The sequence below is a fragment of the Parafrankia sp. EUN1f genome, assembly GCF_000177675.1.
Taxonomy (GTDB): Bacteria; Actinomycetota; Actinomycetes; order Frankiales; family Frankiaceae; genus Parafrankia.
Window position 1 is genome coordinate 1 of sequence record NZ_ADGX01000010.1, and the last position, 15,986, is coordinate 15,986.

12 protein-coding genes and 1 pseudogene are annotated in these 15,986 nt (G+C 71.9%); 4 read left to right on the plus strand and 9 right to left on the minus strand.

The features are described 5' to 3' along the window. Positions 1–302 precede the first annotated feature (302 nt). The 4 genes and pseudogenes from FREUN1FDRAFT_RS39465 to FREUN1FDRAFT_RS47905 all read right to left on the minus strand — a co-directional run. A complete protein-coding gene (locus FREUN1FDRAFT_RS39465; protein WP_006538722.1) occupies positions 303–1,751 on the minus strand; it encodes an SDR family oxidoreductase in 1,449 nt (482 codons plus the stop codon). 64 nt (positions 1,752–1,815) lie between these two features. Beyond that, a complete protein-coding gene (locus tag FREUN1FDRAFT_RS04305; RefSeq protein WP_035949961.1) occupies positions 1,816–2,673 on the minus strand; it encodes an SDR family oxidoreductase in 858 nt (285 codons plus the stop codon). A gap of 59 nt (positions 2,674–2,732) precedes the next feature. Then, entirely contained in the window at positions 2,733–3,719 is a 987-nt protein-coding gene (locus FREUN1FDRAFT_RS47900; protein ID WP_369809770.1) for an alpha/beta fold hydrolase, read from the minus strand. A 126-nt stretch (positions 3,720–3,845) separates the two neighbouring features. After that, a pseudogene (locus FREUN1FDRAFT_RS47905) lies at positions 3,846–5,345 on the minus strand (flavin-containing monooxygenase); the annotation flags it as partial. Between the two features lie 239 nt (positions 5,346–5,584). On the opposite strand from FREUN1FDRAFT_RS47905, the gene FREUN1FDRAFT_RS04315 reads away from it, so the two are divergent. Then, positions 5,585–6,817 (plus strand): CdaR family transcriptional regulator, encoded by a 1,233-nt coding sequence (locus tag FREUN1FDRAFT_RS04315; protein WP_006538725.1) that lies wholly within the window; start codon positions 5,585–5,587, stop codon positions 6,815–6,817. A 209-nt stretch (positions 6,818–7,026) separates the two neighbouring features. On the opposite strand, the gene FREUN1FDRAFT_RS04320 is transcribed toward FREUN1FDRAFT_RS04315, so the two are convergent. Beyond that, positions 7,027–8,016, minus strand: coding sequence for a hypothetical protein (locus tag FREUN1FDRAFT_RS04320; protein ID WP_006538726.1), 990 nt, complete (start codon positions 8,014–8,016; stop codon positions 7,027–7,029). 315 nt (positions 8,017–8,331) lie between these two features. Beyond that, positions 8,332–9,156 (minus strand): 2-phosphosulfolactate phosphatase, encoded by an 825-nt coding sequence (locus FREUN1FDRAFT_RS04325; RefSeq protein ID WP_232295037.1) that lies wholly within the window; start codon positions 9,154–9,156, stop codon positions 8,332–8,334. A gap of 117 nt (positions 9,157–9,273) precedes the next feature. Here FREUN1FDRAFT_RS04325 and FREUN1FDRAFT_RS04330 point away from each other — a divergent pair, with 117 nt between their 5' ends. Next, positions 9,274–10,071: a hypothetical protein gene (locus FREUN1FDRAFT_RS04330; RefSeq protein WP_006538728.1), complete on the plus strand. Its 798-nt coding sequence runs from the start codon at positions 9,274–9,276 to the stop codon at positions 10,069–10,071. Next, positions 10,068–10,709 carry an RNA polymerase sigma factor gene (locus tag FREUN1FDRAFT_RS04335; protein ID WP_006538729.1) on the plus strand — a complete coding sequence of 214 codons (642 nt, stop codon included), beginning with the start codon at positions 10,068–10,070 and terminating at the stop codon, positions 10,707–10,709. Before FREUN1FDRAFT_RS04330 ends, FREUN1FDRAFT_RS04335 begins: the two co-directional genes overlap by 4 nt. Positions 10,710–10,781: 72 nt before the next feature. Here FREUN1FDRAFT_RS04335 and FREUN1FDRAFT_RS04340 read toward each other — a convergent pair whose 3' ends face one another. Continuing rightward, positions 10,782–11,747, minus strand: a complete 966-nt coding sequence (locus FREUN1FDRAFT_RS04340; RefSeq protein ID WP_006538730.1) for an NADP-dependent oxidoreductase — start codon at positions 11,745–11,747, stop codon at positions 10,782–10,784. 102 nt (positions 11,748–11,849) lie between these two features. Between FREUN1FDRAFT_RS04340 and FREUN1FDRAFT_RS04345 the strand changes: the two genes are divergently transcribed. Next, positions 11,850–12,440: a TetR/AcrR family transcriptional regulator gene (locus FREUN1FDRAFT_RS04345; RefSeq protein WP_006538731.1), complete on the plus strand. Its 591-nt coding sequence runs from the start codon at positions 11,850–11,852 to the stop codon at positions 12,438–12,440. Here the strand turns inward: FREUN1FDRAFT_RS04345 and FREUN1FDRAFT_RS04350 are convergent. Both FREUN1FDRAFT_RS04350 and FREUN1FDRAFT_RS04355 read right to left on the minus strand, forming a co-directional pair. Continuing rightward, a complete protein-coding gene (locus FREUN1FDRAFT_RS04350; protein ID WP_083828539.1) occupies positions 12,406–14,520 on the minus strand; it encodes a WD40 repeat domain-containing protein in 2,115 nt (704 codons plus the stop codon). The genes FREUN1FDRAFT_RS04345 and FREUN1FDRAFT_RS04350 overlap by 35 nt on opposite strands. 20 nt (positions 14,521–14,540) lie before the next feature. Then, positions 14,541–15,788 carry a hypothetical protein gene (locus FREUN1FDRAFT_RS04355; protein ID WP_006538733.1) on the minus strand — a complete coding sequence of 416 codons (1,248 nt, stop codon included), beginning with the start codon at positions 15,786–15,788 and terminating at the stop codon, positions 14,541–14,543. Between the last annotated feature and the right edge of the window lie 198 nt (positions 15,789–15,986).

Below are 15,986 nucleotides of genomic sequence, written 5' to 3' on the forward strand. Positions count from 1 at the left end.
CCACTCTTCGAGTGGTGGTTGACCGGGTAGCCGGCGGGTGTTGTTCGGGTTGCCGGGTCGGCCACCAGCTGGAGCATGGCGTGGACGTCGACCACGCAGGCCACGCCTACGGCGCGAGGGCCAGACCGGCCGGATCTCGGCGCGCTTCGACGGCGACGCCGCCACCGGGCTCGCCGTCGGTGCGACTTCAGGGTCATGACGTCCACCACGGCGTGGGTATCAAGCACGGCGTGGGCATCAAGCACGGCGTGGGCATCGAGTGCGACCGGCGGGTGTGTCTCTCCTCGCCCGCCGGTCGACTGTCAGACGCCGAGGCTTCGGCGCATCACGGCGGTCGCCGTAGCCGTTTTCGTGCGCAGGGGAAGAACCGCGCCGATGGCTCGGTAGGCACGGTTGATCAGTCCGGGAACGTGCACGAGATCCCGGCCCAGGGTGGCCAGTGAACCGGCGGCGACGACCTCCGGAGTCAGTGTCCACGGTGGCAGGCGGGTGCTTCCAGAGCGTGCCTGAAAGGGCGTGGCCGTCGTTCCGGGCAGTACGGTCTGGAACAGGACACCGCTGTCACGGTTCTCGTGCCATACGGCCGTCGCATACGAGAGCAGAAATGCCTTTCCCGCCGAATAGACGGCGCTGTGCCCGATTGGTGCCAGGGCGTTCACCGAGGCGATGTGGATCACGGCCCCGCGGCCGCGACCGAGCATCGAGGGCAGGACGGCTCGGGTCAGCAGCACCGGAGCCAGCATGTTGAGGTGGACCAGGTCCGTGTAGGCGGCGGCGTCCGCGGCGGTGAACAGTCCCTTGATGCCGATTCCGGCGCTGTTGACCAGCACGTCCACACGCCGCCCGTCGACAAGGCCCGGCAGCTTGTCGACGAAGGAGGGATCGGCCAGATCCAGGGGATGAGCGACCGCCCGGACGCCGTGTTCGGCGCGCAGCGCGGCGGCCACCCGGACCAGGTTCTCCGCGTCGTCGCTGGTCAGGATCAGATCCACGCCGAGGGTGGCGAGAGCTTCGGCATAGGCCCGGCCGATGCCCGACGACGCGCCTGTCACCAGCGCCCACCCGCCGTCGGCCGCCTGGGCGAGAACGGCCTTGCCGGCCGCCGACGTCCTGAACGGCGCCCGTACCCGCATCCGCACCGGCATCCGCCCCTCGGTTCGTGGCCCTGGCCTCCTGGCGGGCAGGCCCAGCCGCTCTCTCAGTGCCCTGCCCAGCCTGTGCCGCACTATCCGCAGAATGCCGAAGTAGCGCTTTTCGAGCGTCGTCTGGTAAACCCATCCGGTCTTCTCGACGCCGTCGACCACGACCGGCCCGACGTATAACGGCCGCGGCCTGCTGTGGTGGTAGAAGTCGCGCAGCGCGGGAACCTCGGTGCCCATGATGACACTGTGTCTGCCGACCTTTCCGCCCTGGTGCAGTACATGGCACCAGAACAGGAGGGAACGCCAGCTCCGGCGCAGGGGCGGCGCGAGCCAGGCGCAGGTGAACTCCTGGGTGTCTGTTTCGTCGATCTCCATCTCGCAGCGGGCCCGCGCCGGCTGCGGAATTCGGGTGAGAGTGCGGAAGGGGGGAGTCACGTTCAGTACGAAGCCGCCGACGAGATCGGGGCCGTCGAAGGTGGCGAAGACACGCGCAGAACGCAGATATTCGATTTCGACGGAATATCCAGAATATCGGGCATAATGTGCGGTGAACGCGGCCAGTTCGGTGTCCGTGCGCAGCCGCCTCAGCCGGAACGCGTGTCCCCCCACCAGACCATGGTAGGGACGAACGGCGGTTCCGCGCGGCGACGGATGCCCGCGGAACGTGTGGGGCCTAGCGGAGCGCGCGGCGCAGGAGACGATGTGCCAGAGCCGGGTACTGTCGTGGCAAAAGCCGCACCACGGCATCGGTGATCTTTGCGTCGGTGCCCACGAGGATACGTGGCCGGTTCTCCTCGACGCCCCGCAGAATGATGGTCGCGGCCTTCTCCGCGGGAAGTCTCAGAAGCTTTTCGTTGTAGAGGCGGGCACGGTTGACCTGATCGTCGGTGATCTCCAGGTTCCGGCGCCGGGCCTCCTCCAGCGCGGCGTTGGCGATGTTGGTCTTCACTCCACCCGGGTGGACGACGGTGACCCGCACCGGATGGTTCCCCTGCAGCATCTCGATGCGCAGGGTCTCGGTGAAACCCCGGACCCCGAACTTCGAGGCGCAGTAGGGGCCGAGCTCGGGCTGGGCCATGAATCCGTTGAGGCTCGACATATTGATGACGTGGCCGTCGCCGGAGGCGATGAGATACGGCAGGAACGCCTTGGTGCCGTGCAGCACACCCCACAGGTTCACGGACAGGACGCGCTCGAAGACCGTCCAGTCGGAGTCGAGGATCGTGGTACCGGCGCCGGCGATTCCGGCATTGTTGTAGAGCTGGTGGACGGTCCCGAAACGGGCGTTGACCTCGGCGGCGAAGGCCTCCACCGCGGCGCGGTCACTGACGTCGAGGTGGCTGGTGTGCAGGTCGGGCACGTCGGCACCGGCGGCCGCCTTGACCAGGTCGGCGGTCTCAGCGAGGCCGGCGTCGTCGACGTCGGCAAGGGCGAGCCGGGCGCCCCGGCTCGCGAGGCCCAGCGTGAGGGCCCGGCCTATACCCGAGGCGGCACCGGTGACGACGGCGACCTTGCCGTGGATGCTGGTCAGGGTGCTTCTCCTCCGTGCTGGGCCGTTCCCGGCCGGGTGGTTCAGGCGGTTCAAACGGTTCAGGCGGTTCGGGCGTTGCCGGCCGCCTGGGCTTCGCCGGCCGGGTGGGTGGTGCTGGCCGGGCGGGCGGTGCCGGTGTGGTCGGTGATGAGCTCGACGAGCTGGTCGACGACGCCCGGTGCGAGGTGATGGCGCAGACCGGTGATCTCGACGTGTCGCGCTCCCGTGATCGCCGTCGCGGTGGCCCGGCCGCCGCTGGGATGAACCATCAGATCGGCGTCGCCATGGATGACCAGGGTCGGCGCGGTGACGGCGGCGAGCGAGGCGGTGCGGTTGCCCGAGGCCTGGATCGCGCCGATCTGCCGGGCGACCCCGGCGCGTCCCCGCGGTCCCGGCCCGCGGTCCCAGGCCCGGGCGGCCCAGTCGGATTCGACGTCCACATCGGGCGGGTAGGTGGTCGACCCGATATGCCCGAGCAGCGCCAGGTGGCGGGCCACGGCCTCCTCGCGGTCGCGGGGCGGGCGCCCGGCCATCAGCCGCAGCGTCGACCGGGCCGGCTGCCCGACCTGACGCGCACCCGTGGTCGAGAAGATCGAGGTGAGGGTGGCGACCCGCTCCCCGTGGCGGGCGGCGAGCGACTGGGCGATCATGCCGCCCATCGACATGCCGACGACATGGGCGCGGGCGACGCCGAGCTGGTCGAGCAGCCCCACCGTGTCCTCGACCATGGCGACCAGGCTGTAGGCGTCGGGGCGGGGGCGGGCCAGCAGCAGCCGGGCCCGGCCCGGCGGAGGCGGCGGTGGTGACGCGGTGGGGAACGTCGTCCGACCGACGTCACGATTGTCGAACCGGATGACCCGCAGGCCGCCGGACACCAGACCGGCCACCATCGACTCCGGCCAGGACGCCAGGTCGAGGCTGAGCCCGGCGATCAACAGCACCGGGACCGTGCCACCGGGATCGCTCTGGCCGCTCTGGCCGCTCTGGCCGCTCTGGCTGGACTGGTCGGACTGGTCCGGCTCGTCGATCCGATAGCACAGCCGCATCCCGTTGGGCAGGTCGCAGAACCGCTCGTCCTGCCCGGCGGAGGCCGGTACCGATGCCGGGGTTGCTGTCAGTACCGATGCCGATGCCGATGCCGACGCCGGTGTCAGCGTCGGGGCCTGGGCCTGGGCCTGGGCCTGCCGGGCTCGGGTGAACCGCAGCTCGTCGTCCTCTACCGGCATCCGCCGCAGCAGCCTGACATCACCGAAGTAGTCGAACGACGTCCGCCACGGTGCCCGGTCGCCCTGCCGGGGCAGCTCGTCGATGGAACGCTGGATGTAGCCGGCGCCGAAATCGAGGAACGGCTGGGTGCTCAGTGCTGGGCCGGTGACCGCCGGGCAGGCCGTGTCGTAGCCGTTCGCGTCCATATGGGCCAGCAGGCGGCACAGGTGCTGTGCGAGCAGGCCGACCTTGAGCGTCCAGGAGGAGTTCGTATAGCCGACCAGGTAGGCGAAGTTCGGCACGCCGGAAAGCATGAGGCCCTTGTAGGAGACGGTGGACGGCAGCCGCACCGGCTCTCCGTCGACAGCCAGGCTGACGTCGCCGAGCGACTTCAGGTTCAGCCCGGTGGCGGTGACGATGACATCCGCCGCCAGCTCCCGGCCGGATTCCAGCAGCACACCGTCCTCGGTGAACTCGGTGATCCGGTCGGTGACGACCGAGGCCGCGCCGCGACCGATCGTCCGGAAAAGATCCGCACCGGGGGCGATGCACAGCCGTTGATCCCACGGGTCATACGGCGGGTTGAAATGCTCGTCGACCGGATAACCGGCGGGCAGCAGCATCCTGGTCAGCCGGCGGAGGATGCGGCGGGCCGCCGTCGGATACCGCCGGCAGAAACGCCAGATCGCCTGCTGGCGAAAAATGTAGAGGGGGCGGATGATCGCGTGCGCGCGCTCCGCGCCGACCGCGCGCCGCAGCCCGATGGACAGCACGTCCCTGCTGGCCATCGGCAGGATGTAGGTGGGCGTCCGCTGCAGCATGGTCACGTGCCGCGCGGTGGCGGCCAGCGCCGGGACCAGCGTCACCGCCGTCGCACCACTGCCGACCACCACGACCCGTTTCCCGGTGCAGTCGAGATCCGCCGGCCAGTGCTGGGGGTGGACGATCTGCCCGCGGAACCGTTCCCGGCCTTCGAACCGCGGGGTGTAGCCCTCGTCGTAGCGGTAGTAGCCGGTCGCGGACAACAGCCAGGAGCAGGTCAGCGTCCGGCGGGTCCCGGACCGGCGGCCTTCACCACCACCACCGCTGCTTTCACCACCACCGCCGCCGCCGTTGCCGACCTCGACCTCGACCTCGACGGTCCAACGCGCGTCGGGTGACGACCAGGAGGCGCCGACCACCTTCGTCCGAAGGTGGATCCTGCTCTCGATGCCGAACTCGGCCGCGGTGTCGTGCAGGTAGGTGAGGATCTCGTCGCCGCCGGCGAGCGTTCCGTCGCCGCGCCACGGCTTGAACTCGTAGCCGAACGTGTGCAGGTCGGAGTCCGAGCGGATACCCGGGTACCGGAACAGATCCCAGGTGCCGCCGATCGCCCCGCGTGCCTCCACGATCGCGTAGCTGCGCCGAGGATGGTCCCGCTGCAGGTAGTACGCGGCGCCGATACCGGAGATCCCCGCCCCGACGATGAGGACGTCGACGTGCTCGGGAAGGCCGACGTGCTCGGGAAGGCCGCGCGTGCGCTCGACAGAGCCGCGAGCGTGCGCGGCGGAGTCGGAGTTCGGCGACATTCGGTGACCTCCCAGCCGGTATCAAGCACCGTATGGGGACTTATGGTGTCGCCGCAGCGCGCGATTCACCAGGGATGAAGTGCACCATCCTGGATGGAAACTGGTGCAGATTGCACTGCCTGCCGTAGGTTCGGGTCGTGTCCTGGGACCTTCCGTCCAGCCGGATCCGCGAGCTGCTACGCCGCGGCGCCGAGCTGGTGCTGCATCCCAATCCGGATTGGCTCGACGAGCTCGACGCGGCGACCCTGGCCGGCCCGGCCCGCCAGCAGGTCGCGGAGGACCCGGTCCTCGCCGCGGCCATCCGGCGCAGCAACCGCGCGAACCTGCGCTACTGGGCGGCGGCCAACATCCGCGCCCCGGGGGAGCGGGTGCCGGCCGATCTGGGGGATGTGCCGCTCGCGGTCGCCCGCGACCTGGTCCGGCGCGGCCTGGACGACGCGATGCTCGGCGCCTATCGATCCGGTCAGAGCGTCGCCCTGCGCTACTGGATCGAGATCGTGTTCACCCTCACCTCCGACCCGGAGGAGCTGCGGGCCCTGCTGGACGTCTCCTGCCGCTCGATCGCCACCTACATCGAGGACACCGTCGACGCGATCGCCGCCCAGATGGACCGGGAACGCGCCGACCTCACCCACGGCACCCACGCCGAGCGCCGCGAGGCCGTCACCCTGCTGCTGGACGGGGCGCCGCTCTCCCCGCAGCGTGCGCAGCAGCGGCTGGGCTATCGCCTCGAAGGCGCGCACTGGGCGGCCGTCATCTGGAGCGACGACCCCGACATCGACCTCGCCGCCCTCGACCGGGCCGCCGACCTGTTCGCCGTGGCCGCCGGTGACCCCCGGCCGCTGACCGTGCTCGCCAGTGCCGCGACCCGCTGGGTCTGGGTCCACGGCGAGCCGGACCTCGCCCGGCTGCACGCCACGGCCGCCGAGATCCCGGCCGCCCGCATCGCGATCGGCCGCCGCCGGGTCGATCTCGACGGGTTCCGGCGCAGCCATCATGACGCCCTCACCGTGCAGCGGATGCTGGCCCGGCTGGGCGCGCCCCGCCAGATCGCCACCTACGCCGATGTGGAGCTCGTCGCGCTGCTCACCACCGACCGCGAACGCGCCGACCAGTTCGTCGCCGGCGCCCTCGGGGATCTCGCCACCGCCCCGCCCGAGCTTCGTGAGGCGGTGCGCACCTTCGTCGCCGCCGGCTGTAACGCCACCGCCGCCGCGGGCCGGCTCTACACCCACCGCAACACCCTGCTGCGCCGGCTCGCCCGCGCCGAGCGCCTGCTACCGGTGCCGCTCGCCGACAACCTCATCCCGGTCGCGGCCGCACTGGAGGTACAGCACTGGCATGCCGGCGCATGGCCACCCGCAGTCTGAAAGCCTGCAACCTGACAGCCGGCGCAGAACCCCGAACTTCGGGTTGCCGTTGCTGCTGAGCAAGATCCGAGGATCTTGGCGGCTGGAACGACCAAAATCCTCGGATGATCTTCGAGTTGCGGCTGCGGCTGCGGCAGCGGTTGCGGTTGCGGTTGCGGTTGCGAGCTGCGGCTGTCGGTGTGGGCGGGTTGGTGGCACGCCCCGCTACCTCACGGCAGCAGGTCCGCGCAGCCCGTCTCGTCCGGCAGCAGCGGGCGGAACCTGACCATCCACTGCCGGCCATCGGACGTCCACCGAGTGGTGCTCACCGCGGTGCGGGCGACCGCCAGCAGCTCCCGTGCCTGGTCGCCGCTGACCGTGGCGCAGGTTGTCCTGGTGAGCGAGCCGAACGGCTCACCCGGAAGCGATGGTCCTGGCCAGGCAGGTACGCCCGTGCCGGTCGCGGGGTCGCATCCGGCGAGCGGACCACCGCCGGACGGCGCCGACGGGCAGCCTTCGGGCCGCGGCTCGACGAACGCGGCCACGGCGGCCGGCGTGTACGGCTCGGGCTCGCTGACCGCGCGGGGGCCGAGCGTGGTCGGCAGGTCGGTCAGCGCGTCCTGTAGCTGTTCGAGCGCCTCCCGCGCGGACCGCTGCCGTGCTGTCAGCTCGGATCCACCCATCGCGGGCGTGTACTCGGACAGCGCATAGACCGACGTCGTCCGGACGCCATCCGCGGTGCGGACGGTGAACCTGGTAGTCGACGAATCCGTGATCCGCGGCTGGCCGAAGTCCCGGTCGCCGCCGACACCGGCCGCGACGGCGAGGTCGACGAGCTTCTGGACGTCCGCAGCCGAGATCCGCCGCAGCTGGAGTGCGGGCAGCGCAGGGCCCGGCCCCCCGGCAGGCGACGGATCCCGGGTGATCACCCGACCGTCCTGGTAGACGACCACCGACGGCAGACGGACGGCCTGCATGTCCACAGTGACCATGCCTCCGAGCACATCCACCCGGATGGCGACGCTGTCGGCGCTGTCACCGGGAAGGGAACCGCGCGGCGCGGGTGGGGTCCGGGTGGTGCCGGGGGCGTAGGTCAGCCGGCTTCGCGGTCGGTCGCCGCGTCCGTCGCCGCTGGTCTCGGTACACGCCGCGGTCGAGACCACCAGGACGGCCAGGGGAACTGCGGCCGCCATCAGCCGGAAGCCGCGGTGCGTCATCATCGCCATGGCCCTTTGACGGGACAGCGCCCGGTCTGGTTCGTACCTCTCTACCGTGGATCTGCCGGCGACCGCTGAGAACCCGCTGGCCTGCCTGGCCTGCCTGGCCTGCCTGGCCTGGGTGGCTTGGGCGGCCTGGGTGGCTTGGGCGGCCCGGCTTCATGCGGTGGCGGCGGAGACGTTCCCGTGTAGTTCGTCCCAGGATTGCCGCGCAGCGGCGATGGCATCCCGATGTTCCCGGGACCAGTCCGCCAGCGCGAATATCGCGGTGATGAGGCTCTCGCCGACGGGCGTGACCCGGCCGGATCCCAGCCGGCCTCAGCTGCCTGCGGCGCTGCGCTCGTAGGCGCCGTCGCGCAGGATGGGCACCACGTCGTCGGTGTCGGCACGTGCCGCGCACAGCACGTCGTCATCCCAGCCCCGGGCCCGCAGCTCCTGGCCGGAGGCCGAGGCCATCAGCTCGCCGGGCAGGTCCGCCGCCGCGGCGCGGAACGCCGCCATCGCCGCCCGTGCCTCGGGTGACACCGCGGACGTCGGTAGTCCCCCCGCGTCAACGGTGCGCGCGATGATGCCGCCGGCGCCGAGCAGATCCTCCACCGCCGGCCGCAACGGACCCAGGTGCGGGGTGCCGGACGGATCCGGCCAACGTTCCCCGGCCGCGATGACCGCCACGGCCTGCCCCGCGCTGATCCGCTCGGCGAGCCACCTGCCGACCGCCGCCGCGTTGCGCAGACAGCCGGCGATCACGGCGGCGGCACCCAGCTCCTGGGCCCGTGCCGACAGCGTCGCCCCGTTCGGCGACGTCAGTACCAGCCGCGTACCGGCCGGGATGGCGGTCAGCCTCGCCGGCGACAGCGACCACCGGCTGGACGGATCATCCCGGCTACCTGCCAGCGCCGCGCCATGCTCCACCGCGAACCCGCGTGCGGACGCATCGCGCCAGCGATAAGGCCACACCCGGGCACCGCGCGCGACGGCGACCGACACCGCGGTGCTGAACCTCAGGACGTCGACGACGACAAGGACACATCCAGCCCGGGCAAGTACCGCGAGATCCTCACCGCCCCACCCGAACCTGAGCGGGTACTCGCGCTGGTTGGTAAAGACATCCGCCCCGGCCACCGCGCCGGCATGTACAACCACGCTGCGATGGTGACATCCCGCATCGGGCCATGCCGCTGAGGGCGGCGGTGTCACACCGGCAGATGTGCCGGACATGTTCTGGTCAGCCGACCACGTCGACAGCGGAGGTTGATCAGGATGAGGCTGCGCAGAGCCGATCGTCCCGAAGGCGGTGAACTGAACCGCCGGGTGCGCGCCGCGGACCCGCTCGGGCCCGACTTCACCACCAGCGAGGACGTCGGCCGCCTCGTCGACGAGCTCGCAAGTGCGGTGGTACGGACCGGGCGTGCCGAGCCTTCCGCCGGATCCGCGCACCGCGCGGCGACCACCCGGGCTCCGCGCCACAACCCGACCTGGGCGGATCAGGCCGGAGCAAGACGGCGGCGGGTGCTGGTCGCCACACTGGCGACCCTGGCCCTGCTGGGCACTGCGGCGTTCACCTTCGGCGACGATCTCGTCGCGCGAACGGGAATGTTCGGCTCACCGGGGATGACGGAAAACGACACCAGCGAATGGCTCAACACCCGCGCCTCGGACTTCCGGGAGGTCATGGAATCGCTGCAACCGACCGACATCCCGTTGCCGGCTGGCCGCAGCTGGCAGCCCGTTATCGACAACAACGTCGCGAACGGCCAGCGGGAAGGCGGGTTGATGCAGGTCACCGGGGTCCGGGCGGCCTTCGCGTTCTACGCGGAATGTGTCTGGGACTATGAATGGCTCGTCGCCCGCCAGGCGGGTGACAGCGGCCGGGTCGACCGCGCGGTCGAGGTGATGGGCGGTATGGCGTCCTGGCCGATTGTCGTCGCGACCGACGGCGGTGGCGTTCGGGACTGGCTTCGCAATGTGGCCGACGCGGCGGCGCGTGGCGACGAGGGCCCGGTGCGGCAGAACCTGGCGGCGAACTGCGAAGCCGACTGGATCGGTGCCACCCCGTGACCGGTGAGAGCCTTACCCGCGCCGCGTTCCCGGCGACATCGTCGTTCCGCGCGACGTCGCCGTCCGTCCGAACCACATCCGCGACGGACCCGGAGATGGCCGCACCAGGCCCGGTGGCCTTGGTGGAGGAGCGGTTCACCGGTCTGGTCAGCGCGGTCGGCCCGCGGGTGCTGGCGTTTCTCGCCCGTCGCGTCGATCCGCCCGCGGACGCCGCCGACCTGCTCGCCGACGTCCTGATGACCGCCTGGCGCCGGGTCGGCGACCTGCCGCCCGACGACGACGCGGCAGCCGCCTGGCTGTTCGGTGTGGCCCGCCACACGCTCGCCAACCACCGCCGCTCCCAGACCCGCCGGGCCGCGCTCGCCGACCGCCTGCGGGACCATCTCGCCACGGTCGTACCGGCTCGAGAGGCGCTGACCGGCGCTGCGATGGCTGATGACGTGATGACCGACGAGGCCGTCGAGGTCCGGGCCGGGCTGGCGCGGCTCGCCGAGGCCGACCGGCTGGTTCTCACCCTCTCCTGCTGGGACGACCTGACCGCGGATGAGATCGCCGGCGTTCTGCGGATCACCCCGGCGGCCGTCCGGCAACGCCTGAGCCGCGCCCGCACCCGCCTCCGCCGCCAGCTGGACGCCTGACGTCCGCCGCCTGACGTCCGGCGTCTGACGTCCGGCGCCCGATCATGTGGGGCTGGCGTTGCGGGGGAGGGCTCAAGGTTGCTCGGCCACATCCAGGACGATCTTCCCCTGGATGTGGCCCTGTTCGGCCCGCTCGTGTGCCCGCCAGGCTTCGGCGAGCGGGTAGACGCCGTCGATGCCGACCCGCACCGCACCGGCGTCGAGGAGGGCGGCGATCTCCGCCAGCTGGTCACCGGCGGAGTGGACCTGGCCGCTGCGAATCAGGACGCCGCGCCGGGCCAGCTCCTCCTCGCCGAAGTCGCCGTAGAACACAGGGCTGAGCACGCCACCGTCCCTGATCGCGGGGGTGAGGCGATGGGCGTTCGGCCCTCCGACGGTGTCGAACAGGACGTCGACGTCCTTCACGACGTCCGTGACCTGGGTTGTCGTGTAGTCGATGTACTCGTCGACGCCCAGCCCACGCAGGAACTCCTCGTGCCGCGTCGACGCGACGGCGATCACCCGGGTGCCGAGAACGCGCAGGAACTGGACGAGGAAGTGCCCGACGCCCCCGGCGGCGCCGTTGACCAGCACGGTGCTCCCGGGGGTCACCCGAGCATGCTCCCGGATGAACTGCCAGGCCGTGAGCCCCGCCATCGGGACCGCCGCGGCCTCGACGTGGTCGATTCCGGCCGGCTTGCGCGCGAGTTCCGCGGCCGGCGCGGTCGTGTACTCGGCGTAGCCTTTCGGCGCGCCTATCTCGGTGGGGAAGCGAAGCAGCCCGAAGACCTCGTCCCCCGCCGACCAGGCGGTGACGCCGGGCCCGGTGGCCGTGACGACGCCGGACACGTCCGTCCCCGGTGTGAACGGGAACGGGACGACGGGTCGGAGCTCCGCGGGGATCGAGGCGAGCCCGGACCGCGCGTACCAGTCCGGAGGGTTCACCCCGGCGGCGTGCACCCGCACGAGGACCTCGCCCGGGCCGGGCTCCGGACAGCTGACGTCGGCAAGCTGGAGCTCGCGGGGCGGACCGGGGCGGTGCACGAGGATGGTTTTCATGCGAGGTCGTCTCCTGATCGTCGGGCGAAGGTCACCACATTCCGGAGCAGTGCTCCGGATGCTAGACGGAGCACTGCTCCGATTTCAACCTCGGCGGCCGGCATGAGCGCGGGACCGGACTCGCCCGGTCACCGCGACCGGCGCGCGGACGCCCGCCGCAACTACGACCACATCCTCGCCACCGCGGCCGTCGTGCTGGCGGAGCAGGGCGTGCAGGCATCCCTACGCGACGTCGCCCGTCGCGCCGACGTCGGTCTGGGCACCCTCTACCGGCACTTCCCGACCCGCGAGGCGCTCCTGGAGACGCTGCTGCGCCAGGGTTTCGAACGGCTCGTGGAGCTCGCCGGCCGCCTGAGCGAGACCCACCCACCCGAGCAGGCCCTGACCAGGTGGCTCCACGAGCTCGCCGCCGGCGCCAGCGTCTACCGCGGTCTGCCGACCTCGCTGGTCGCCACCCTGCAGGACCCGACGTCGGCGCTGTTCGCGTCCTGCTCGGCGCTGCAGAACGCGGGCGCCGGCCTGGTCGAGAACGCCCAGCAGGCCGGCGCCGTCCGGGCTGACATCACCGGCCCGGACGTCTTCGCGCTCGTGGGAGCCGTCGCGTCGATGGCCGAACATGCCGCCTTCCGTGGCCGCACCGCCCTCCTGCTCGACGTCGTCATCGACGGTCTGAAGAAACCGGCGGGAGGCTAGCCGCGGCCGAGTGATCACCGGAGACGCCGCCTCGGACCTGCGTCAGGCTGTGCCGGTCCCAGACCCGGATCGTGTGGTCGCTGCTGACGCTGACGATCTCGGCGGCGTCCGGGGTGATGGCCACGCCCGTGACCCCGTGGGTGTGGCCGGTTAGGCAGGCCAGTTGCCGGCCACTGGCGCGGTCCCAGATCCGGATCGTCCCGTCGCCGCCCAGCGTCCGCACCACCGGGCCGCCGGCGCCCCCGCAGCTGACGATCTGCGATCCGTCCGGGCTCACCGCCACCGCCCGCACGTCGCCGACATGTCCGGTGAGACGGGCCTGTCCACGGCCACGGCCACGGCCACGACCACGGCCACGGGCGCGGGCCAGGTCCCACAGCCGCACCGTCCCGTCGCCGCCACCGCTGACCGCCTGCCGGCCGTCCGGAGTGACGGCCACCGCGGACGCCCAGTTTCGGTGCCGCCCGAGACGACGTTGCCGGTCGCCGTCGAGGTCCGCCACCCAGACGGTTCCGTCCAGATCACCGCAGACGATCCGCTGGCCGTCCGGGGTCACTGCTACCGCGGTCACCGCCGTCTCCCGACCCGGAAACAGCCGCTCCCAGAGCGCCCGCCGGCGTCTGAGACGTGTCTGTTCTCGAGCGGCATCCCGGTCCTCGCCGGCATCCCGGTTCCGGTCCCAGTCCGGGTTCCGCTCCCAGAGCCGGACCGTGCCGTCGCCGTGGCCGGTCACGATCCGTCGGCCATCGGGAGTGACGGCGACTGCCCACACCGGGACGCCGTCGCTGGTCAGACACCCGAGGCGGCGGCCGCCGGCGAGATCCCAGATCCGCAGCGCCCCGGAGAGGTCGCCGCTGGCGGCCCACCGGCCGTCCGGCGCCACGGCCAGCGCCGACATCCGGTCAGGTCCGAGGAAAGGCGCCCGTGATGTCGCCGGTATCTCCCCGGGAGGGATATGGGCCTGCTCCTCGCCGGTCTCCAGCTCCCAGATCCGCAGCATGCCGTCGCCACCGCCGGTCACGACCCGTCTGCCATCCGGCGTCAACGCGACCGCGGACACCTCACCGGTGTGACCGGTCAGGGCCGCCCGCTCCGTACCGTCGGCGAGGTCCCACAGCCGCACCACCCCGTCCGCGCCCCCGCTGACGACCTGCCGGCCGTCCGGGGTGAGGGCCACGGCCAGGACCGCACCGTGGTGACCGCTCAGGCTGGCCTGTTCCCGGCTGCCGGCGAGGTCCCAGACCCGAACCAGCCCGTCGTAGCCGCCGCTGACGCCCGTCCTGCCGTCCGTGGTAAGCACCAACGACGTCATCGCCGTCAGCCCTGGCGCCCGGTCCGAATCTTCCGTGCCTTCCGTGCCTTCCGCGTGCCTTGTGGGATACAGGCAGGCCTGCTCGCGGCCGGTGGCCAGATCCCAGACCCGCACCATTCCGTCGGCGCAGCCGCCGACCATCTGGGCGCCATCCGGCGTCAGCGCCAACCTGCCCAGCGACTCGAAGGCATGTTCGGCGACCCGCCGACCGGTGGCGAGGTCATTTATTTGGAGTACCCAGCCATCGGCGATCTGGGAGATGACGAGATGCGTTCCGTCAGGGGTGAGTGCCAGCCCCAGCACGCTCGCGACGCCGATGGTCGTCAGCAGCTGGCCGCTGTCCAGGTCCGAGACATGGATCGGCCCGCGCCACCCGGCACTGACCACCCGCCGGCCGTCGGGGGTGACCACCACCGCCGACACCTCGTCGACGAGCCCCGCCGATCCGTCCGAGGGCTTTTCCAGCCAATGGGTCACGCTGGCGCGTTGTCGTCCCGTGTCCAGGTCCCAGATCCGTACCGTGCCATCGCCACCGCCGCCGACGACCTGCCGTCCGTCCGGCGTCACCGCCAGCGCCATCACGGAGGAGCCGCCGATGGTGAGGCGCAGGCGCTCCCGTCCGGTCGACCGGTCCCAGATCCGCACCGTGTCGTCGTCCCTGCCCGCGCTGATGACCGAGCGGCCGTCGGGTGTCACCGCCACCGCGGACACCGCCCCGGAGTGGCCCCAGAACGGTTCTGAAACAGACCCATCCGGCAAGCTGGTCACCCGGACAGTCTGGCACCGAGCTAGGTGAGTGCCCGCAGGGCGGCGTCGGCGACGGCGGGGGCGAGCTGGGGGTGGTCCGGCCGCGGGAGCAGCGCGCCGAAGGGGGCCTGGGCGGCGATGGCGTGGACCGCGGCGACCCGGGCGGCCATGTTGATCGGGCAGTGGGCGGTGACCGCGGCGCGCAGCAGGCCGGGCAGCGCGTGCAGGGGCCGCGGCCCGTCGGTCGCCTGCGGGAGCAGGGGTGGTGATTCGGGACGGACCCGCAGTAGCGCGGGGCCTTCCGGCGGCGCCGCCAGGCCGATCAGGTCGACGAGGAGATCGAGACGGCCCGCGAGCTCGTGCAGCAGCGTCACCCCGTAGGCGACCGGGTCGTACAGCAGCAGGTCGTGGATCCCGGCGGCCAGCAGGAGACCGGCGAGATCCCCGCCGCGCTGCGGATCGACGACTGCCACCCGGGCGTGGCGGGGGTCGACGCCCCGGCGCCGCAGATGGTTCAGAGCGGCCGCCACGGCCGCCACGGCGAGACCGTCGTTGATCGCGTCCAGCAGCACCGGGTGCGGTGCGGGTTGCGATGCGGGGTGCGGTGCGGGTGCGGCCCGCAGCGTGGCGCGGACGGCGTCGATGTGCCGGACGTGCGTGTGGACCAGCACCGACGCACCGAACCCCGGCGCCATCATGCGGATCATCGCGGCGAGCTCGTCCGGGCCACAGGCCGACAGCGGAATCGGCACCACGTCCAGACCGGTCTCCCGGTGCAGGTGGGCTGCCTGCGACTCGACGGCTGGCAGCGCCGCCTCCGCTGGCAACGACTCGAAGTCCAGCACCGCGCTGGCGTCACTGAGCAGCGCGACTCGGCGGGCCCGGCCGCTGAACCTGTCGACCTGCCCCGGATGGGCGACCAGATGACGGATCACCCGGCGGTCCGCGTCGGCATCCAGCAACGCCAGGTCCCGCCCGGTCGCGGTCGACGCCCGCAGCTGCTGGCCCAGCTTCCCCGTCGAGGCGACCGTGAACACCGGATCCTCGGTCCGGAGCAGGTCAGCGCCCAGGGTTTCCCGGAGGGCCTCCACCAGCCAGGACAGTGTCGGCCCGCTGTCGGCGTCCACGATGATCCGCCGGCAGCCGTCCGGGCCGGGCTCGTCCGCCTGGATGACCGCCATGCCCGGGGTTCGGGCGAGGACCGCGTCCACCGCCGGCCGTGCCTGCGCGGACACGTACACCGCGACACCGAACGCCGCACTGACCGCGGCTGACCCGTGGGGCGTCACGGCGCCACCTGCGTCAGGATCCGTCGGGCCGCATCCCCCACCTGGCCGTCCGGCATCCTTACAGGATCTACGAAGTTGCCGAGGGCGGCAAGCAGTCGGCGTGCCAGAGTGCCCGGCGTCGCCTGGTGGCCGATGACCGCCGGACGGTGCGCAGGCAGGACGGTGCCCGGGAAGGACGGTGCCCGGGAAGGACGGTGC